The following is a 20,206-nucleotide window of genomic DNA, read 5'->3' as shown; positions in this document are numbered from 1 at the left end:
TCAAGCCCTGGCGACTAGGGTGGTGCTTATGACGCCGGCAGCAGCGACCCGTCCAGTTCTGATCGCCCTCACCCTCGGGCTTGCGGGGTGCGGGGCCGTCGAGGGCGACCGTCATTCCTTCCAGTCCGCCGCCGATCGGATCGCTGCGATCGAGATTCCGATGGACCCGGACGCCCCGAGGCCCGCAGCTGCGCACGAAACTCGCGCCGAAACCCAGGGGTTGCGGCCCGCAAAATTCTCGCCCGTGAAAATCGCCCTGATGACGCCCTATGAGATGTGGGACGCCCGCGACGCCATGGCGGGGCGGGCTGGCGCGGACGAAGGGCGGACGGAACCCGAGCCTGACCGGGAACCCGGTCTAAGGGGGGCGGTGACGCGGATGGTCCAACCGGCCGTGCAGCCCGCCATGCGCGCCGCCGCTCCTGCGCTTGTCGAGGCGGTTGATCGGGCCGACAGGCCGGTCTTGCGCCCCGCCGTCATCCGGTCGGAGCCGCGGCCGACCTCGTCGGCGGAGGGTCGACTGATCCAGCTGGGCGCCTTTTCCAGCGAAGCTGCGGCGCGGGCCGCCTGGGCGCGGCTGAGAACCCAGGCGGATCTGTCCGACTTTTCGCCGCGATTCGAGGACGTCGAGGTCGCCGGTCGTCGTCTGACCCGGCTGCGGGTTGGGCCTATTCCAACCGAGACCGCCAGCGCCCTGTGCGCGGCCGCCCAGGTGGCCGATCCCTGGTGCCGTCGCGCCGGCTGACCGGCGGGCGTCCCTTCCACCAGAGCAAAGTCCACAGATGGCCGTTAACGCCGCGTTGACGTTTGGCCTCTGTGCGCCGAGTCTAAGGCGTCCGAAGGCCGCGCTGCACTGAGTCGCGTCGGCCGCCACAGAGGGTTTCCTCCATGACGCAGCCACACGTGATCGTCCTCGGCAATGAGAAGGGCGGGGCGGGCAAGTCCACCCTGGCGATCCACATCGTCACCGGCCTGCTGCATGCGGGGCGGACGGTGGCGATCATCGATCTGGATCTGCGCCAGCGCTCCATGCAGCGCTTCTTCACCAACCGTCAGGCTTGGCTGGCCGCGAACGGCCAAACGCTGCCCCAGCCGTTCATGCCCGACATGGGCGACGGCAAGGCCTTGGCCAAGGGCGGGACAGATGAGCAGATCGCGGCCTTCGAAAAGGCCTTCGCCGAGGCTGCGGCCGCAGGCGTGGACGCCATATTGATCGACACCCCCGGCGGCGACACGGCGGTGTCCAGCGCCGCCCATGCGCGCGCCGATCAGATCGTGACCCCCATGAACGACAGTTTTGTCGACTTCGACCTGCTGGGCGAGGTGGACCCAGTCTCGCTGGAGCTGCTGAAGCCCTCCATCTATTCCGAAAGCGTCTGGGAGGCCCGCAAGGTCCGGGCGATCACCCAGGGCCGGCAAGCGACCATCGACTGGCTGGTCGTGACGAACCGTCTCGCCGTCGCCGAGGCGCGCAACCGCAAGCGACTGGAAGAGCGGATGAACAAGCTGGCCAAGCGGGTCGGCTTCCGCGTCGGGCCGGGCTTGCGTGATCGGGTCATCTATCGCGAGCTGTTCCCCTTCGGCCTGACGGTTGCAGACCTGTCCAATGAGGTGCGGCCGGTGGCGGTGTCCCTGGCCCATGTCGCGGCCCGCCAGGAGCTGCGCAATCTGATGAAGGCCATGGGTCTGGAACAGGCCCTGGCGCCGCTGGACGTGGCGGCCTGAAAGGCCGGATGACCGCGTGGCTCTGATTGGACTGGCCCTGGCGGCCGTCGCCGTCTGGGCCCTGGTGCGACTGGGACGACAGACGGAAAGACGTGGTCGGGCCCATTGGCGGGTGACGGCGACCCTGCTTGCGTCTGCGCTTCTGGCCGGAGGAGCGTTGGCGGCCTTCAGGGGCGCTTGGCTGTGGGGCGCAGGCCTCGCGGCGGCGGGCCTCTATCTGGTCTGGTCGTCGCGGATGCGGACGCCCGTACGTTCCGAGCCGATCACCGAGGCCGAGGCGCGCGCAGTGCTCGGCGTCCCTCCGGACGCGGACGAGGCGCAGATTCGCGCGGCTTGGAAACACGCCATGAGCCGCGTCCATCCCGACCAAGGCGGCACGGCCGGGTTGGCGATCCGAGTCAATGCGGCGCGGGACCGCCTCCTGAAGAAGAACAGAGGCGCTTGAGACGCGCGATCAGCTGACCAGGCGAAGCGGCGGCGGCGCGTCCAGCAAGGCCTCCAGGCCTTCCCGCCAACTGGGATAGGCCGGTCGCCAGTCCAGTTCGGCCTTGGCCAGGGCGTTCGAGACCCGCTTGGAATCGAGATAGAAGCGGCGCATCGCCTCGCTGACGCTGTCATCGGTCCAATCGACTTCCGGCGGACGGGGCAGGCCCATCCGGTCGGCCGCCCATTCCACCACCATGTTGGCGGGCGAGGGCTCATCGTCGGTCAGATTATAGGCGGCGCCGGGCCTGGGCCGGTCCATGGAGGCGAACAAGGCCGACACCACGTCATCGACATGGATGCGGTTGAACACCTGGCCCGGCTTCCGAACGAGTCTCGCCGTGCCGTCTCTCAGCCGATCGATGACGCTGCGACCGGGGCCGTAAAAACCGGGCAGACGGAAAATCTGGACTGTCAGCCCCATGCCCTGCGCCCCGTCCAGCCAGTCGCGTTCGGCCCGCACTCGACGGGCGCCCTCCAGGCTGGCGGCGTTCAGCGGCCCGTCCTCGAACACCCAGCCGCCGGCTCGGTCGCCATAGACGCTGGTTGAGGAGACATAGCCGATCCAATCGGGCCAGGCCTGGGACGCGACGGGGGCCAAGGCGCGCAGGCCCGGACAGCCGTGGGCGTCCGGCGCCGCTGTGATCAGCACGGCCGTCGCCGACTCCAGCGCGGTCCTGAGGGCGTCGGCGTCCGCAGGGTCGATGGCCGAAACACCCTCAGCCGCGAGGGACCGTCGGCGTTCAGGATCGCGAGAGGTGGCTGTCGCCTGGCCGCCCCGCTTCAAGGCTTCGCGCGCTGCGGCCCGCCCCAGATAGCCGCCGCCGAAGACCAGCAGGGAGGGGGCGGTGACGGGGCGGTTCATCGGCAGGCTCAGGCGGTCAGAATGTTGGGCGAACCGGGCGAACTCGCGCACGGCCGCGCTTGGCTTTCCAGCGCCTTGGCGCGGCGTTGGTTCCAGGCCGAGACGCAAGGAATGCGGCTCAGATCGGCCCGCTCGGCGTAGCGCCGGGCGATCTCGGTGACGTCCTGCATCAGACCTTCAGCCAAGGTGATCGGCTTCAGCCCCAGTTCCCGGAACTGGTCGTTGGCGACGACCAGATCGTTTTCGTCGGCCTCTTGGCGGGGGTTGGGCACATTGTGGACTTCGGCGCCGGTCATGTCGGCGACCATCCGGGCCAGGTCGCGCACACGCCGACTCTCGGTCATCTGGTTCAGGATCTTGACCCGATCGCCGCGCTTGGGCGGATTGTTCAGCGCCAGTTCGACGCAGCGCACCGTGTCCTGAATATGGATGAAGGCCCGGGTCTGGCCGCCCGATCCGTGCACCGTCAGCGGATAGCCGACCGCCGCCTGCATCAGGAACCGGTTCAGCACCGTGCCGTAGTCGCCGTCGTAGTCGAAACGGTTGATCAGACGTTCGTCCAGCCTGGTCTCGGCCGTTTGGGCGCCCCAGACGATGCCCTGATGCAGGTCTGTGATCCGCAGGCCGTCGTTGCGGGCGTAGAACTGGAACAGCAGGGCGTCCTGAGTCTTGGTCATGTGATAGATGCTGCCGGGGTTCGGCGGGAACAGAATCTCCTGCTCGGCCGGGCCGTTGTCGGTCTCGACCGTCACCTTCAGATAGCCCTCGGGGATGCGCAGGCCCGCGGTGCCGTAGCCATAGACCCCCATGGTGCCCAGGTGGGCTAGATGCACGTCCAGCCCGCTTTCGACGATGGCGGCCAGCAGGTGGTTGGTCGCATTGATGTTGTTGTCGACCGTGTACAGCTTGTGCCGCGCCGACTTCATCGAATAGGGGGCGGCGCGCTGTTCGGCGAAATGGACCACGCTGTCGGGCGTCAGGTCGCGGATCAGGGCCACCAGACGGTCGAACTCCTTGCCTACGGTCATGTTGACGAAGCCGATGTCGCGGCCTGAGACCTCTTTCCAGGCCTTGATCCGCTCGCCCATGGTGCGGATCGGCGTCAGCGACTGGACCTCCAGCTCATTGTCGATATTCCGCCGACTGAGATTGTCGACGATGGTCACGTCCCAGCCCTGGGCCGAGAGATGCAGGGCCGTCGGCCAGCCGCAGAAGCCGTCGCCGCCTAGAACCAGAACCCGCATGGAAGAATGCCTCATCGTCGCCTTAAAGAACCTGCCTAGCCCACCCGACGCTCGTCGGCAAAGCGGAGCCGTGGCCCAAGGTGCGACGCTTTGTCGAAAACCCCTTGGAAAGGGACGGCGCACACGCTAAGTCTCTCTCGTCTCCCACTCAAACGCAGCTTTACGGGTTTTCGCCCGGCTGTTCGCGGCTTGAGCCGGCCATGACGGTCGGTCCCCACAGGGCCGGCGCACCATGCGGGCGACAAGGCATTCCGACAGATCGACAATCGGGGATCGGCCCCGAGCGAAACGGAACCACGAAACGGACGGACCCGGCCCGACGGCTTGGCTCCATCCCTGCACACGGTAGCGCGAATGAGAGATTTCAAGGGCATGAAGCGTCAGCGCGGACGCAATCGGAACAAGGCGGGCGCCAATAACGCCAACAACGCCAATCCGAATCGTTCGTGGGATTCGCAAGGCCCCGAAAACATCAAGGTCCGCGGCAACGCCCAGACCGTCTATGAGCGCTATCAGCAGCTGGCCCGCGACGCGGCGTCCAGCGGCGACCGGGTGCTGGCCGAGAACTACCAACAGCACGCCGAACACTATTACCGGGTTCTGCGCGCGCTTCAGCCCCAACGCTCCTTCTCCGACATCGCCGCGCGCGAACTGTCGAACCAGGGCTTCGATATCGATTTCGAAGACGAATCCGGCGCCCAGGCCGCGGCCTTCATGGCGGCGCAGCAGGCGGCGGATCGCCAGGCTCAGGAAGCGGCGGAGCGCGCGGAGCAGTCCCAAAACCGCGACCAAAACCGGGATCAAAACCGGGAGCGCGACTACAATCGCGACCGCGACCAGAACCGCGATCAGAACCGCGACCGCGACGGCCAGTCGCCGCGCGACGACGGCGAGATGCGCGCCGAGGGCGAAGGCGGCGGTCGCCGCGAAACCCGCCGTGAGCGCTGGGAGCGGCGTCGCGAGGAGCGCCAGCGCCGATTCGACACCCAGGGCGAAGGCCAGTCGGGCGAAGGCCGCCTGATCGAAGCGGTCGCCGATGACGCCGCCGCCTCGGCCCAGACCGAGTCGGTGGCTCCGGTCTCGGATCAGAGCGACGTCCCTCAGACGGACGAGCGGCCGGCGCGCCGGTCGCGCCGTCCCGCCGTTGCAGCCGAAACGGGCGATGATGAGACTCCGACGGCTCTGCCCGGCTTTCTGACCCGCTCGTCCGCCCCCGCTCCGACGGTCGAGGAGGGCGAGCCGGCCCCGCGCCGCCGCGCGCCCCGCCGCAAGGCCGAGGCTGCGGCCGAGAGCGAAGGCTGATCCCCCGCCAAGCCGTGATCTGCGGCTGCGGTCTTGACGCGGGCCGCCGACCAAGGGCCTAAAAGACCGACTTCGCCGCAAGGTCCGTCCCCTCGGACGCCTTTTCACAGGGAAGCGTTGATGCGCCAGATACGTCCGCCTTGTCCCTCGCTTAGACGCCTGGCCTCAGGGGCCGGGCCGAAGGGCGGTCTGGCTCTGGCGGGCCTTCTCGCTCTGGCGGCCTGCGCCTCCACCCCGCCGCCGCCTCCGCCCCCGCCGCCGCCCTCTTCCGGAACGGGCGGGGTTCTGATGGACTGGCGCGGCGTCATCACCTCGACCGATCGGGATCGCTATCAGCGTCGTGACGCCGCCTGGGATCTGGCCCTGCAACAGGCGCGACGCCAGCGCGGTTCGGGCGATTTGAACAGTCTGGGCGATCTGATCGATCCGTCCGCCGCACGCCCCGGCGTGACCCCGCCGACCGGCGACTACCGCTGCCGCACCGTGAAACTGGGCTCCCAGGGCGGCGAGGACGGACTGGGCTATGTGGTTTACGGCTGGTTCGCCTGTCGCATCGAACAGACGCCGCGCGGTCTGAAGTTCACCAAATTGACCGGCTCCCAGAGGCCTTCGGGCCTCCTGTTCCCCGAGAACGACCGGCACATGCTGTTGCTGGGGTCCATGGCCCTGGCCCAGGAACCGGCCGCCAACTCCTATGGCCGTAACAGTGATCGCGATCTGGTCGCCGTTCTGGAACGGATCGGCGAGGCGCGCTGGCGTCTGGTGCTGCCGTGGCCGCAGTATGAATCGAACCTGGACTTGATCGAACTGGTTCCGGCCAAGACCGACTGAACCGCGCGGCGGCTTGACCGTTCGTCTCCTGAACCGATGGAGACGCCGATCATGCGCCGCACCCCGACCTTCTTTGCGCCCTTGCTTCTCGGCTTGGCGGTGTCCGCCTGCGGCGAGAACAGTCCCGGCAGCCGCGCCGAAACCTCGCCGGCCGTCAGCGCGCCCGCCAAAGGCGTCCCCCCGCGCGTCGCGCCGCCCGCGACAGCCGCCGCCGCAGCCGCACCTTCCGCAGCTCAAGGCGGGCTTCAAGGCGGAAGCGACGATTGGCGTCAGGTCGCCTCGGCGGCCGACGCCAGCCTGCTCGGTCGGTTGGACCAGGCCTGGCGTATGGCCCGCGCCGAGGCCGAGGCCGCCGGCTTCGCCTCTGAGGTCGAGGCCCTGGGGCCATTGGTCGACCCCAACGCCGCCTTGCCGGACCGCCTCCAACCGCCGCCTGGAACCTATCGGTGCCGCACGATCAAGCTGGGGCGGCGCGGGGAGGGAACCGGTCTGGCCTATGTCGACTATCCCTGGTTCGCCTGTTCGGTGGAGACGACCCCCGGCGGGGATCTGGTTCTGACCAAGACGACGGGGTCGCAGCGGACTCAGGGCCTGCTCTATCCCGACACGGATCGTCGCCTCGTCTATATCGGCGCCCAGGCCCTCAGCGACGCCGAGACCGGCTTTCCCGCCTATGGCGATCGTCCGGAACGCGATCAGGTGGGCGTTCTGGAGCGAATCGGCCAGAGCCGCTGGCGGCTTGTCCTCCCTTGGCCGAAGCAGGAAGCCAAGCTGGAGCTGCTGGAAATTAGGACCTGAAGTCCGCAGGCGGGGCTTCAGGTCTCTGGGGTCAACGATTGCCGGTCGAGCGCGAAATAGCGGCCCGCATGCCCTCGGCGTGCAGGGCGCCCGAGGGGGCGATCTTGGTGTTTGGAGTTTCGATCGGTCCTTGATCCGCCGTGCGGTCCTCGGGGCCGGTCCAAGTCGGGTTCTCAGCCTTGCGGCGGACTGCGTCGCGAAGATTGTCGGTCGCCCTCTTGGTCTCTCCGTCGCCCTCGCTCCGACGGGCGTCCATCGCTTCGGCGACGCGCGCGATCGCCTCCGTCAGCAGCGCCTTCTTCTCCCGCGCGCCGGTGTCGGCCCCGGCGGTTTCGCCTCGCGCTTGAGCCGAACGGGCGCGGGTGCGGATTTGGCGCTGCGCCTTGTCTCGGCGCGCGCGCAGCCGACCGATCAATTCCCGCAGTTCTGCCGGCGACCGCTCGTCCAGGGCCTGGCTTTGCCGGACCATGTCCGCTTCTTCGCGGTCTAGCGCGCGGGGCGTTTCTGAACTCGACATGGCTGTCCTCCTTTGGGTTGATGGAAGGACAGCGTTTGCTGGTTCTAGGCGTTCCGCCCTTGCGCGCCTAGGTCACAGGCCGAACGTTCAAATCCGCGTCAGTCTCAAATCCTGGTAATCGTAGGAGAAGTCGATGTCCGGCGAGACGCCCTTCATCGTCGCCGTGGCGGGCTTGGCGGTCTGGATGTCGAACGTCACGAAGGCGTCTTCCTCCCGCTTGTCCGGGAAGCGGGTGCGGAAGGTCTCGCCGTCATAGGGCTCCAACCAGCCCTGCAAGGCCGGCGTATGGGTGAAGGTCAGCCAAAGGCCGGGCTTGCGGTCGCGCCCCCGGCCGCGGGTCTTGGGCGCGATGACGATGTCGCCGTACCAAGGGTCGCGCCAGGTTCCGGCATAGGCGTCCAGAGGCATGGAGGGCGGCGCCCCGGCCGCCTGTTTGGCGTCGATCTCGGCTGCGGCGGCGATGGATTTGGCGTTCCCCTCCGCCTCCAACCGCTTGGAATCGGCGATCCAGTCGACATCCACCTTGCCCAGGCAGAGGTCGGCGATGCCTGAGCGAAGGGCGCGCAGCAGGAAGCTCTCCTCGGCGTTCGAAAAAATGCTGAACCCAACCTTGCGGCCGGGGATCAGAACGGTCGCGGAAATGCCGCCGGGCGATCCGCCGCCGTGGCTGATCAGCCGTTCGCCGCGATAGTCCTGAACCTGCAGGCCCAAGGCGTAGGTCGAGGCGATGGAGCGGTTGGGCAGTTCCGCCGTCGGGCCCGGCGAGCTGCCGACGATGATGTTGGGACGATACATTTCCTTGGCGGACTCTTCCGAGAACAGTCGCGTCCCGTCGGGCAGCCGCCCCTCGTTCAGCCGCACCGCGATCCATTTGGCCCAGTCGGCCGGGGTGGTGCAGATCCCGCCGGCTGCGGCGGCCGAGTCCCAGTTCCAGACCTCCACGATCGAATCCGCGATCGGAGTCATGGCGCCTTGATAGCGCAGCGGCGGCCCGACCCGGCCGTGGGGCAGGGCGGACTTGGCCGGGTCAGCCAGGCGCGCCAGGGGCACGGTCTCGCTCATGCCGACGCGGTCCAGAATCCGCGTCTGGATGAAGTCTTCCCAGGTCTGGCCCGAGACGGCCTCGATCACCGCCCCCGCGACCACGAACATCAGATTGCAATAATGGTATCGAGCGCGGAACCCGTCCTCGATCGGCACGAAGGCGGCCTGGGCCAAGACCTCGGCGCGGGTCCGGTCGCTGTTGGGCCAGAACAGCAGATCGCCGGCGCCCAGGCCGAAACCGGCGCGGTGGCTCAAGGTGTCGCGAACCGTGATGTGGTCGGTGATGTAAGGATCGACCAGCCGGAAATCGGGCAGATAGGTCTTGATCGGCGCGTCCCATTTGACCTTGCCCTCATCGACCAGAATGGCGAGGGCGGCGGCGGTGACGTTCTTGGTGTTGGAGGCGATGGCGAACAGGGTGTGTTCATCGGCGACGGCCGGCTTGCCCTGAACCTTCACCCCATAGCCGCGGGTCAGCACGGCGGCGCCGTCCTTGACCACGGCGATTCCCAATGCGGGCTGGTCGGGCCAGGCGGCCATCGCCTTCTTCACATAGGCGTCGACCGCCTCGGCCAGGGCCGTATCGTCGTTGGCGGCGTTCCAGGCCAGGGCCGGGCGGGCCGCGAGGCTCAGCGGGAGGGCGCCGGCCAGGGCGCGACGACGGGTCAGGTTCAGGGGCAAGGCGCGGGCTCCAACTCTCGATGCGGCGACACGCTAACGCGCCGCTTCGCGCGCGTCACCCATCGCTTTCGGAGCAAGGATGACGAAGGTGTAATGGACCTGTCCAAGATGTAACTTTGCATTGCAAAGCAGGCTCGATACGCAACGATTATCGATAAGCGTCGGAAGCCGTCCGCCGCACCTTCAGGATCATCGGGGATGACGTCGTCCAAACTCGTTCTGCTGCTCGGCGCGGCCTGGGCCGTGCTGCCCGCCGCCGCCCTGGCCCAGGCGCAAACGCCGCAGCCGTCGCAGACGCCCGCGCCGGCTCAGCAGAGACCGACCCAGACGCCGGCTGGGCAGACGCCGGCCGGGCAGACGCCGCCCGCCTCCGGCCAGCCGGCCTCCGACCAGCCCGCCTCGGTCGGCGACGTCACCGTGACGGCGCGCGCCGACGACGTCCGCACCTCGATCGATTCCGTCAGCTACAGCCTGGCCAATGATCTGCAGGCGACCTCCGGCAGCCTGGCCGACGCCCTGCGCAACGTGCCCTCGGTCGATGTGGACTCGGAGGGCAATGTCTCCCTGCGCGGCGACGCCAATGTCACCATACTGGTCGACGGTCGCCCGTCCGGCATTCTGACCGGCCCCGGTCGCGGGCAGGCGCTGATCCAACTGCCCGCCAGCCAATATGCCCGGATCGAGGTGATGACCAACCCTTCCGCCGCCTACAGCCCCGAGGGGTCGGGCGGAGTCATCAATCTGATTACCAAGCCGACGGCGCCCAAGCCGGGCACGCAATCCACCGGCTCGGTGCGGGCGAATGTCGGCGACAACGGCCGCTGGAACGCCGGCCTCAGCGGATCCTGGCAGAAGGACCGGCTGACCCTGTCGGGCGACGTCAGTTACCGCTCCGATCCGACGGAGCTGAGCTTCAGCCGGACACGCGAGCAACTGGACCCGACGACCGGCGCCGTGGTCGCGACCACCACCGTCGATCAGCCGATCGAGTCCGAGCAGAACGGCGCCTTCGGCCGCTTCACCGCCGAATACAAGCTGGACGACAAGACCCAGATCACCGGCGAGCTGCGCGGCGTGGCCTTCGACGGCACAGGCTCGGCCTCCAGCCTGTTCGAAACACGCAACGCGGGAGGGGCGGTGACGAACGCCTATCGGCGCGAGGGATCGTCGGACTTTGACTTCGCCAACTGGGGCGCCACGGCCCGGGTGCTGCGCCGCTTCGACGGCGACGGCCATGAATGGTCCAACGAACTGCGCTACGATTCCAACAGCAATGAAAACACCAGCCAGGCCCTGACCACCTTCCTGACGCCGGCGGCGGCGGCCCTGTACGAGCGCACTCGGACTGAGGTCGATCAGGTCACCTGGGGCTTCACCAGCGCCTATACCCGCCCGATGTCGGACGGCGGCAAGCTGCGCCTGGGCTATGAGCTGAACCTTCAGCGGCCCGAGCAGGACGCCGGCTTCCTGCGTGGCCCGTCCGAGGCCGCCTTGACGCCCGTCCCGGCCCTGAACAACCGGTTCGAGGCCGAGCAGACGGTGCACGCCCTCTACACCACCTACGAACGTCCTTTGGGCGAGAAGCTGTCGGCTCAGCTGGGCCTGCGCCTGGAACAGGCGGACATAGAGATCAAGGATCTGACCGGCGGCGCCTCGGCGTCCCAGGACTATTTCCGCGCCTATCCGACGGCCCATCTGCAATATCAGCTGTCGGCCGAACAGACCCTGCGCGCCAGCTATTCGCGCCGCATCCAGCGGCCCCAGCCCGGCCAGCTAAACCCCTTCGTCGCCTATCAGGACCCGTTGAACGTCCGGTCCGGCAATCCGGACCTGGAGCCGCAGGAGACCGACAGCTTCGAAGCCATGTGGCAGATGCGCAAGGGCCAGAGCTTCTATCAGGCGACGGCCTATCTGCGGAACACCGACAAGGCCTTTACCGACGTGGCGACCGACATCGGCGGCGGCGTCTTCCTGACCCGGCCCGAAAACCTGGGCTCGCGCCAGGACGTGGGGGTCGAGGCGACGGCGAATGGGCGGCTGCTGTCGACCCTGCGCTACAGCGCCGGGGTCAATGTCTTCCGTCAGGAGATCGACTCGGGCGCCGTGGTCGGCGGCGGAGACCGCGAGGCGACACTGGCCAGCGGGCGTTTGAGCCTGAACTGGCAGCCGACGGCCAAGGACTTCGTCCAACTGTCCAGCTTCTGGCAGGGCGACAGCCTCTTGGCCCAGGGGCGGCGCGAGGCCGGCGGCATGGTCAATCTCGGCTATCGCCGCAAGCTGAACGAGCAGCTGTCGTTCAACTTCACCGCGCGCGACCTGTTCAACACCTTCAACACCACGACGATCTACGAGACGCCGCAGTTCCGCGAACGCTCGGAGCAGGACATCAAGCTGCGGGCCTTCTACGTCGGCCTGACCTGGAACTTCGGCGGGCCGCGCCGCCAGCCGGAACAGTTCGACTTCTCGACCGGTCCGACCGGCGGCTGAGACATGACGGCGAAGCGCGGGCGGGGTGAAATCTCCCGCCCGCCACCCCTTGTGTGCCCGACGGGTCACACCATCTGGATTTCACAGACCCGTGTCGTCGCTTCCTGAAAGGGCGGCGCGGGCGAAATCCGCCTGATGAGGGGACACCTATGAATCTCGATCTCTATTCCGACCGCGCCAAACAGGCCGTCCAGTCGGCCCAGTCGCTCGCCCTGGCCCGTCGCCATCAACAATTCGCGCCCGAACACCTGCTCAAGGTCCTGCTTGAGGAGCGCGACGGTCTGGCCAGAAACCTGATCACCGCCGCCGGCGGCGACGCCCGCCGCGCCGAGGCCGATGTCGAAACCGCCCTGAAGAAGCGCGCCCAGGTCACCGGCGGCTCGGGCCAGCTCTATCTGGACGGCGACACCGCCCGCGTCTTCGCCGCCGCCGAAGAGTCCTCAAAATCCGCCGGCGACGCCTTCGTCACCACCGAACGCCTGCTGGCGGGCCTGGCCAAGGAGGGCGGAACCGCCGCCGAGGTGCTGAAGGCCTCGGGCGTCACCGCCGACAAGCTGGAGGCCGCCATCGCCGAGGTCCGCAAGGGCAAGACCGCCGACAGCGCCGCCGCCGAAGACGCCTATGACGCCCTGAAACGCTATGCCCGCGACCTGACCCTGGCCGCCCGCGACGGCAAGATCGACCCGGTCATCGGCCGCGACGAAGAGATCCGCCGCACCATCCAGGTTCTGGCGAGGCGGACCAAGAACAACCCCGTCCTGATCGGCGAACCCGGCGTGGGCAAGACCGCCATCGTCGAGGGCCTGGCCCTGCGCATCGTCAACGGCGACGTGCCGGAATCCTTGCGCGACAAGACGGTGATGGCGCTGGACATGGGCTCCCTGATCGCCGGCGCCAAATACCGCGGCGAGTTCGAGGAGCGGCTGAAGGCCGTGCTGTCCGAGGTCTCGGCGGCCGAGGGCGGGATCGTCCTGTTCATCGACGAGATGCACACCCTGGTCGGCGCCGGCAAGGGCGACGGCGCCATGGACGCCTCCAACCTGCTGAAGCCTGCCCTGGCGCGCGGCGAACTCCACTGCGTCGGCGCCACGACGCTGGATGAATACAGGAAGCACGTCGAAAAGGACGCCGCCCTGGCCCGCCGCTTCCAGCCGGTCTTCGTCTCCGAACCGACGGTGGAGGACACGGTGTCGATCCTCCGTGGACTGAAGGAGAAGTACGAGGTCCACCACGGCGTCCGCATCTCCGACAGCGCCATCGTGGCCGCCGCCACCCTGTCGAACCGCTACATCACCGACCGCTTCCTGCCGGACAAGGCCATCGACCTGATCGACGAGGCCGCCAGCCGGGTGCGCATGGCCGTGGACTCCAAGCCCGAGGCCCTGGACGAGATCGACCGCCGCCTGGTCCAGCTGAAGATCGAGCGCGAGGCCCTGAAGAAGGAGACCGACCAGGCCTCCCAGCACCGGCTAGAGAAGCTGGAGGACGAGATCGCCGATCTGGAAGGCCAGTCCGACGACCTGACCGCCCAGTGGAAGGCCGAAAAGGAAAAGGTCGGCCAGGGCGCCCAGCTGCGCGAAACCCTGGACCGCCTGCGTCTGGAGCTGACCAACGCCCAGCGCGCCGGCGATCTGGGTCGCGCGTCCGAGATCGCCTATGGCCAGATCCCCCAGATCGAGAAACAGCTGGCCGAGGCCGAGGCGAACGAGGCCGACAAATCCGGCCCCCTGACGCCCGAGGTGGTCGACGCCGAACAGATCGCCGCCGTCGTCAGCCGCTGGACCGGCGTGCCCGTCGACAAGATGCTGGAGGGCGAGCGCGAAAAACTGCTGAAGATGGAGGAGGCCCTGTCCGCCCGCGTGGTGGGCCAGGACGAGGCGCTCGCCGCCGTCTCCGACGCGGTGCGCCGCGCCCGCGCCGGCCTGAACGACCCCAACCGGCCCCTGGGCAGTTTCCTGTTCCTGGGCCCGACCGGCGTGGGCAAGACCGAACTGACCAAGGCCCTGGCCGACTTCCTGTTCGACGACGAGGCGGCCATTACCCGGCTGGACATGTCGGAATATATGGAGAAGCACAGCGTCAGCCGCCTGATCGGGGCCCCTCCCGGCTATGTCGGCTATGACGAGGGCGGCGCCCTGACCGAGGCCGTGCGCCGCCGCCCCTATCAGGTCGTCCTGTTCGACGAGGTCGAAAAGGCCCACCCCGACGTCTTCAACGTGCTGCTGCAAGTGCTGGACGACGGCCGCCTGACCGACGGGCAAGGCCGCACCATCGACTTCCGCAACACCCTGATCATCATGACCTCCAACCTGGGCAGCCAGTATCTGGCCGATCAGGGCGAGGGCGAGGATGTGGAGGCCGTCCGCCCCTTCGTCATGGACGCCGTCCGCGCCCACTTCCGGCCCGAGTTCCTGAACCGGATCGACGAGATCATCCTGTTCCACCGCCTGGGCCGCGAACAGATGGGCGGGATCGTGCGGATCCAGCTGTCACGGTTCGAAAAACTGCTGGCCGACCGCCGCATGACGCTGGACCTGGACGACGCGGCCCTGGCCTGGCTGGCCGACCGCGGCTACGACCCGGCCTATGGGGCCCGGCCGCTGAAGCGGGTGATCCAGAAGGAGCTGGTGGACCCGATTGCGCGCAAACTGCTGGCCGGCGAGATCGAGGACGGCGGGGTGATCGCCGTCACCGCCGGAGAGGGCGGGTTGGAGATTGGGAAGGCGCGGGTGCATTAGGGGCTTGCCGACCCTTGATACTTTCGCACCCAAGTACTTCTCCTTCAGCCGACCCATCTCCTTGTTGGACACTATGGGCGATCTGTTGATCCACGACTACGTCGCCGAGCGTTAACGGTCGCTTCGATTCTTTCACGCTGAATTAGTCGAAGCGACCGGGGAATCTCGAGCGTCATTGTGGCTGTGAAAGCGATGACGAAAGCTAGAGCAAAATCGACAGGCCAATATCTAGATGTAGTGTCCGCAAACGCGGCGAAGGTGAGGCAAGCAAATGACGAAATAACATACAAGCCGAAAAGTAAGCTCAATCGTGCATAGCGAATTTCCATACTTCTAGATTGAACCAAACCCAGGCGCCAACTGCCGGGAAGTAAACTTGATGGATCGCCCAACAGGGTCTTCATCGCTAGTATAAAGCCCGCGAATGTGGCGCTCACGCCTGCAACTCCGATCAATAAGTCGGCGTTGGTCGCCAGAGGGTGTGACGCAAACGTTCCAGCCGCCGCCCCAAAGGCTAGGGCGAGGAGCAGAAGCGTCGTTCGACCGACATCAATGCGCGTTGATGTCGGCATCGACAAGCCGGCTGTAGAACCCGTCCATATGATCCCATACGTCACGATGATCGACGGTGGTTCCGTTGGCTGCGAACTTGGCGCTCTCTTTCACGGATATCTCCGAGGCTGTGATCCGAATGCCTGAACGAGTTACAATCTCGTACCCATCTTCGAACGAATCAAGAACATTTTCTGCGGTCCGTGCTGCTGCGGCTAAGCCAAGCTCTGTGTTTCTTCGAGCTTTTAGCTCTATAAATGTCTGCAAGTCAGCTTCTCGTTCTAGGTCGGCAGGGGTTTTGTCTCCTCCTAGAAGGACTGCGATTGCTGAATTCAGTCCCGCCTTGATTTTATCGCCGAAGGTTACGTTTTCGTCGAACGCTAGTGGCAGCGTAGCGCTGAACGCGCTGACATTAAGGTTCACCGACTTAACGCCCGCTTGGACAAGAGTTTTCAGAGTGGCGTGGTTTGCGGTGCGCTGTAGTTCAAAGCTTTTGGCTTCTGTTGATCGACCGGTCCCGTCGATGAGCGCTCGAAGATATGCGACCGTCGCCGGCTCGCTGACGTCGCTCACACATACGAGCACATCATTCTTGTTGGCAAAAATCATTGCATCGCCATCAAGATAGTCCTGTCCTGGAGGAGCGGGCGCACGCTGCAAGTCGCTTTCTTCCGCCGCATCTCGCGTGACGGTGGACGCTTCCTCGCCAGGATTATGTGAAGCGAGGTGCAGGTATATCTTATCTCCCTCGATCCTTCTGTGGCGAATATCCCAGACCAGTCCGTCTGGCCTAGTTATCTGGGTGGATTTCACGTCGGGACGCTCAACCAGAACGTCACGGAGTACGTCACCGAAAGACTGCCCAGAGTGCATTAGCCAAACTGCTCGACGGTAGCCTAAAGTCCTATTCTTGTAAGTTCCCATTACGTTCCCTCAACCTGAGGATTTAGAGTTCATCTATTTGGGGTTAATGTCTACTGGATAAGGCGCGCGCAGACGCCCCTTTAGCTTCGGAACTGCCGATCCTTTTCGTCATCCTCCGGCAAGCTGCGTATTCGCAGCGGAGTGCGGGCTCGTGATGCGGCTTAGACCCCCTCCGTCACGCCGCTTCGCGTCGCGCTGCGTCCCCATTTCATGGGGAGGAGACAGGCAAGGGCCGTCGCACCGTCTCCTCCCCGCCTGCGGGGAGGGGGACCGCCGCGCCGCTTGCGCGGGGGTGGAGGGGTTCTGGACGCCGCACGACGCGGAACGCCCCCACGCCGGGTCATAGGCGAAAGACCCTCTCCCGCTTGCGGGGGAGACCATCCCCGGCGTCCGCGTAGCGGACCAGGGTCGGAGGGGGAAGTGTCGCCAAAAAGGAAGACTTCCCCCATCGTCAGCCGTCTCGCTCCGCTCGACGAGCTGACACTTCCCCCGCAGGCGGGGGAAGGTCCGTGTCGCCTGCGGGCGCCTCAAGCGTAGTTGAAGCTGATCGAAATCCGGTCGGACTTGGCCTGGTTGGTCGGCACCTCGTGGCGCAGCCAGCTTTCCCACATCAGCACCGTCCCGGCCTGGGGCCGCAGATAGACGAAGGGGCGTTCGGCCTCGGGGGCGTCGTCGGTGACGCCGGGGCGGGCCATCATGAAGGGCAGGCGGGGGTCTTCCAGTTTCAGCGAAGAGGCGCCGTCGGGCACGTCGATATAGACGGTGCCGGACAGATAGGCGTGGGGGTGGATATGGCTGGTGTGGCCGCCGCCGGGCTTCAATATATTGACCCACAGATTGTCCAGACGCGGCTTCCGGGCCAGGTCGAAGTTCAGCGCCTGGGCATAGGCCAGGGCGTGGCGGTCCAGATGGCGCTTCAGTTCGGCGAACTCGGGGAAGCGCTGGGGCAGGTCGTTCAGAGAGGCGTAGGAGGTGTAGCCGCGATAGGCGTTGTCGCGGCACCAGCGGCGGCCGGCGGCGTCTTCTTCGGCCATCATGCGGACCACCTCGATCAGCTGGGCGTTGAAGGCGGGCCAGCCGCTTCCCTCGGCGAGGGAGGCTTCATAGACCTGGGTGACGAAGAGGGGGCGCAGGGACATGGGGCTGGGATAGCCGGTCTGACGCAGGGCGCAAGGCCTCGCCGTCGCAGCCGGGGAGAACCGCTGGGCAGGGGCGCACGATCCGGCTAAGACCGGGGCATGTTCAAGTCCGTCCTTGTCGCCAATCGCGGCGAAATCGCCTGTCGCGTCTTCCGCACCGCCCAGCGGATGGGGATTCGCACCATCGCCGTCTATTCCGAGGCCGACGCCCAGGCCCTGCATGTGCGGGCGGCGGACGAGGCGGTGCTGATCGGGCCGGCGCCGGCGCGTGAGAGCTATCTGGACGGGGCCAAGGTGCTGGCGGCGGCCAAGGCGACGGGGGCCGAGGCCATCCACCCCGGCTATGGCTTCCTGAGCGAAAACGCCGACTTCGCCGAGGCGGTGGCGGCGGCGGGGCTGATCTGGATCGGGCCGGACCCGGCTTCGATCCGGGCCATGGGGCTGAAGGACGCGGCCAAGGAACTGATGATCCAGGCCGGGGTGCCGGTGACGCCCGGCTATCAGGGCGCAGACCAGTCGCAAGAGACCCTGACGGCCGAGGCGGCGCGGATCGGCTATCCGGTGCTGATCAAGGCCGTGGCGGGCGGCGGCGGCAAGGGGATGAAACGGGTCGATGACCCGGCCGATTTCGCCGCCGGCCTGGCCAGCGCCCGGCGCGAGGCGGCGGCCGCCTTCGGCGACGACCGGGTGCTGATCGAACGCTACATCACCCGGCCGCGCCATATCGAAGTCCAGGTGTTCGGCGACCGCCACGGCGAGGTCGTGCATCTGTATGAGCGGGACTGCTCCCTGCAACGCCGCCACCAGAAGGTGATCGAAGAGGCGCCGGCTCCGGGCATGAGCGAGGCCGTGCGCGCCGCTGTAACGGACGCGGCGATCAAGGCGGCCAAGGCGGTCAACTATGTCGGGGCCGGGACGATCGAATTCATCGCCGACGCCTCGGACGGGCTGAAGGCGGACGGGATCTGGTTCATGGAGATGAATACCCGGCTTCAGGTCGAGCACCCGGTGACCGAGAGCGTGACCGGCGTCGACCTGGTCGAATGGCAGTTCCGGGTGGCGGCGGGCGAGCCCCTGCCGCTGAAGCAGGATCAGATCCGCCTGAACGGCTGGGCCATGGAGGCCCGCCTCTATGCCGAGGATCCGGCGACCGGCTTCCTGCCGTCGATCGGCCGTCTGGACCATTTCGTCATGCCCGAAGGAATTCGGGTCGACACCGGCGTGGAACAGGGCGGCGAGGTCAGCCAGTTCTACGACCCGATGATCGCCAAGCTGATCGTGCACGAAGACACGCGCGAGGCGGCGGCGGCGCGGTTGGCCGAGGCGGCGGGCGAGGTCGAGGTCTGGCCGGTCAAGACCAATGCGGGCTTTCTGAAACGCTGCCTGGACCATCCGCGCTTCGTGGCGGGGGATGTGGATACGGGGTTTATCGCGGCGGAGGAGGGGGCGTTGCAGCCCGCCGATGCGCCGGAGACGGTTCTGGCCGCCCTGACCCTGGTCGCGGAGGCGGCGACCGAGGTCGAGCCGGTCGGGTCCGACCGGTTCAGCCCCTGGGGCGGACAGCCGGGCCTGTCCTACGGTCTTCGACTGAACACCCCGCCCCAAACCACCGTCTGGGCCCGTCTGGACGGCGAGCCCGTCTCAGGCCCGGTCGCCCCGGTCGAAACCGGCTGGCGCGGCGCCGAAGGCCTGACCGCCCAGATCGGCTTTGATCAGGTTCAGGCCGGCGATCGCCTGTTCGGCTATCGGGCGGTCGAGGACGGCTTCATCCTGTTCGTGGAAGGCGAGGCGCGCCGCGTCACGCCGTACCGCGCCGCGACGAGCGCCGCAGCCGGGGCGGTGTCTGACGGCTCCCTTCGCGCTCCCATGCCGGGCAAGGTGGTGGCGGCGCCGGTCAAGGCGGGCGACGCTGTAACCAAGGGTCAGCCGGTCGTGGTGCTGGAGGCGATGAAGATGGAGCACGCCCTGACGGCGCCCTTCGACGGGGTTGTCGAAAGCGTCGCGGCCGTCGGGGATCAGGTGGGGGAGGCGGCGGTTCTGGCGGTGGTCAAGGCGCCGGACTGATCGCGGATCAAAACCCGATCCCGCCCAGGGGGCGGGTCAGGATGGACTCATCCATCTTGGCCATCAGGCCGTAAACGGCTCGCCAGGCGCCGCTGGCGCGCAGGTCCCGGCTCCAGGACTGGTGGGTGGGCTGATCGACCCAGACCTCCGTCACCCACAGGGTTTCCGCGTCGGCCAGGTCGTGGGCGACGATGTAGGAATGGCATCCGTGTTTCTTCACGGCCGGATCGGTCAGCAGAAGCGCCAGTTCGTCGCGGCGGCCGGGATGCGCCGTCAGGCGCGTAATCAATCCGTACATGGTCGTTCCGTTGCGCCGTGAATGAGAAGAAGGCACGGACCGCACCCTAAGGTCCGACCGTAAAGAGAAACTGGCGAAGGCCCTTAAGGGAGATTACGTGGTCGCCATGCCGCTTCACATGATCAAGCTGGGCGTCGGGGTGCCCGACGTCGAATGGCTGGAACGCCGCGCCGCCAAGGGCGGACCTCTGGTGGTTCACACCCGAATGACGCCCAAGCGCGCTTCGGAAATCGAGGACGGCGGGTCGCTGTACTGGGTGGTGAAGGGCGTGATCGTCTGTCGCCAGCCGGTTCTGGACATCACGACCCTGGGCGAGGGCAAGCAGAGCCGGTGCGAGATCATGCTGGAGCCTCGGGTGATCCGCACGGCGCCCCTGGCGCGGCGGCCCTTCCAGGGCTGGCGCTATTTCGAGCCCAAGGACGTCCCGCCTGATCTGGATACGCTGGACGCCGGCGAGGCGCCGGAGGAGCTGGTCCGTCAACTGCGTGAACTGGGCGCCTGGTAGCCAAGACCC

The 20,206-nt window shown here is 67.0% G+C and carries 17 protein-coding genes; 10 read left to right on the top strand and 7 right to left on the bottom strand.

The features are described 5' to 3' along the window. Window positions 1–28: 28 nt before the first annotated feature. The 3 genes from AC1RKE_RS02060 to AC1RKE_RS02050 all read left to right on the top strand — a co-directional run bounded on the left by AC1RKE_RS02060 (window position 29) and on the right by AC1RKE_RS02050 (window position 2,170). Entirely contained in the window at window positions 29–745 is a 717-nt protein-coding gene (locus AC1RKE_RS02060; protein WP_333897289.1) for an SPOR domain-containing protein, read from the top strand. A 143-nt stretch (window positions 746–888) separates the two neighbouring features. Continuing rightward, complete coding sequence (locus tag AC1RKE_RS02055) at window positions 889–1,725, top strand: division plane positioning ATPase MipZ (RefSeq protein WP_054766206.1); 837 nt, start codon at window positions 889–891, stop codon at window positions 1,723–1,725. Between the two features lie 16 nt (window positions 1,726–1,741). After that, window positions 1,742–2,170 (top strand): J domain-containing protein, encoded by a 429-nt coding sequence (locus tag AC1RKE_RS02050; protein ID WP_082382722.1) that lies wholly within the window; start codon window positions 1,742–1,744, stop codon window positions 2,168–2,170. Window positions 2,171–2,179: 9 nt separating this feature from the next. On the opposite strand, the gene AC1RKE_RS02045 is transcribed toward AC1RKE_RS02050, so the two are convergent. Both AC1RKE_RS02045 and AC1RKE_RS02040 read right to left on the bottom strand, forming a co-directional pair. Then, entirely contained in the window at window positions 2,180–3,073 is an 894-nt protein-coding gene (locus tag AC1RKE_RS02045; RefSeq protein WP_183214809.1) for an SDR family oxidoreductase, read from the bottom strand. Window positions 3,074–3,081: 8 nt separating this feature from the next. Continuing rightward, window positions 3,082–4,332 (bottom strand): NAD-dependent epimerase/dehydratase family protein, encoded by a 1,251-nt coding sequence (locus tag AC1RKE_RS02040; protein WP_224762315.1) that lies wholly within the window; start codon window positions 4,330–4,332, stop codon window positions 3,082–3,084. Window positions 4,333–4,671: 339 nt separating this feature from the next. Here AC1RKE_RS02040 and AC1RKE_RS02035 point away from each other — a divergent pair, with 339 nt between their 5' ends. From AC1RKE_RS02035 to AC1RKE_RS02025, 3 genes are all read left to right on the top strand, one after another. After that, window positions 4,672–5,619 carry a DUF4167 domain-containing protein gene (locus tag AC1RKE_RS02035; RefSeq protein ID WP_333897291.1) on the top strand — a complete coding sequence of 316 codons (948 nt, stop codon included), beginning with the start codon at window positions 4,672–4,674 and terminating at the stop codon, window positions 5,617–5,619. A gap of 120 nt (window positions 5,620–5,739) precedes the next feature. After that, window positions 5,740–6,450: a DUF4893 domain-containing protein gene (locus AC1RKE_RS02030; RefSeq protein ID WP_348683895.1), complete on the top strand. Its 711-nt coding sequence runs from the start codon at window positions 5,740–5,742 to the stop codon at window positions 6,448–6,450. 51 nt (window positions 6,451–6,501) lie between these two features. Beyond that, complete coding sequence (locus tag AC1RKE_RS02025; protein ID WP_152950674.1) at window positions 6,502–7,248, top strand: DUF4893 domain-containing protein; 747 nt, start codon at window positions 6,502–6,504, stop codon at window positions 7,246–7,248. A gap of 31 nt (window positions 7,249–7,279) precedes the next feature. On the opposite strand, the gene AC1RKE_RS02020 is transcribed toward AC1RKE_RS02025, so the two are convergent. Together AC1RKE_RS02020 and AC1RKE_RS02015 are read right to left on the bottom strand one after the other, a co-directional pair. Then, window positions 7,280–7,765, bottom strand: a complete 486-nt coding sequence (locus AC1RKE_RS02020; RefSeq protein WP_348683898.1) for a hypothetical protein — start codon at window positions 7,763–7,765, stop codon at window positions 7,280–7,282. Between the two features lie 87 nt (window positions 7,766–7,852). Further along, the gene (locus AC1RKE_RS02015) at window positions 7,853–9,490 is read right to left on the bottom strand and encodes a serine hydrolase (protein ID WP_348683900.1); all 1,638 of its coding nucleotides are present in this window, start codon (window positions 9,488–9,490) and stop codon (window positions 7,853–7,855) included. 198 nt (window positions 9,491–9,688) lie between these two features. On the opposite strand from AC1RKE_RS02015, the gene AC1RKE_RS02010 reads away from it, so the two are divergent. Then, window positions 9,689–11,977, top strand: a complete 2,289-nt coding sequence (locus AC1RKE_RS02010; protein ID WP_348683902.1) for a TonB-dependent receptor domain-containing protein — start codon at window positions 9,689–9,691, stop codon at window positions 11,975–11,977. Between the two features lie 149 nt (window positions 11,978–12,126). Continuing rightward, on the top strand, window positions 12,127–14,715 hold the full coding sequence (gene clpB, locus AC1RKE_RS02005) for an ATP-dependent chaperone ClpB (RefSeq protein ID WP_348683904.1): 2,589 nt from the start codon (window positions 12,127–12,129) through the stop codon (window positions 14,713–14,715). 549 nt (window positions 14,716–15,264) lie between these two features. Here clpB and AC1RKE_RS02000 read toward each other — a convergent pair. Both AC1RKE_RS02000 and AC1RKE_RS01995 read right to left on the bottom strand, forming a co-directional pair. Next, window positions 15,265–16,080 carry a hypothetical protein gene (locus AC1RKE_RS02000; RefSeq protein WP_348683906.1) on the bottom strand — a complete coding sequence of 272 codons (816 nt, stop codon included), beginning with the start codon at window positions 16,078–16,080 and terminating at the stop codon, window positions 15,265–15,267. 638 nt (window positions 16,081–16,718) lie between these two features. Beyond that, the gene (locus tag AC1RKE_RS01995; RefSeq protein ID WP_395942106.1) at window positions 16,719–17,330 is read right to left on the bottom strand and encodes a TIGR02466 family protein; all 612 of its coding nucleotides are present in this window, start codon (window positions 17,328–17,330) and stop codon (window positions 16,719–16,721) included. 99 nt (window positions 17,331–17,429) lie between these two features. Here AC1RKE_RS01995 and AC1RKE_RS01990 point away from each other — a divergent pair, with 99 nt between their 5' ends. Then, the gene (locus AC1RKE_RS01990) at window positions 17,430–19,394 is read left to right on the top strand and encodes an acetyl/propionyl/methylcrotonyl-CoA carboxylase subunit alpha (protein ID WP_395942105.1); all 1,965 of its coding nucleotides are present in this window, start codon (window positions 17,430–17,432) and stop codon (window positions 19,392–19,394) included. A 7-nt stretch (window positions 19,395–19,401) separates the two neighbouring features. Here the strand turns inward: AC1RKE_RS01990 and AC1RKE_RS01985 are convergent, their stop codons facing one another. Continuing rightward, a complete protein-coding gene (locus AC1RKE_RS01985) occupies window positions 19,402–19,692 on the bottom strand; it encodes an antibiotic biosynthesis monooxygenase family protein (protein ID WP_054766195.1) in 291 nt (96 codons plus the stop codon). 106 nt (window positions 19,693–19,798) lie between these two features. Between AC1RKE_RS01985 and AC1RKE_RS01980 the strand changes: the two genes are divergently transcribed. Next, entirely contained in the window at window positions 19,799–20,197 is a 399-nt protein-coding gene (locus AC1RKE_RS01980) for a DUF1489 family protein (protein ID WP_183214799.1), read from the top strand. The last annotated feature ends 9 nt before the right edge of the window (window positions 20,198–20,206 follow it).

The sequence above is a fragment of the Brevundimonas sp. GW822-FHT03E11 genome (assembly GCF_058801445.1).
The sequence above is the reverse complement of the archived record's forward strand: the minus strand, read 5'-3'. Positions and strand labels throughout refer to the sequence as shown.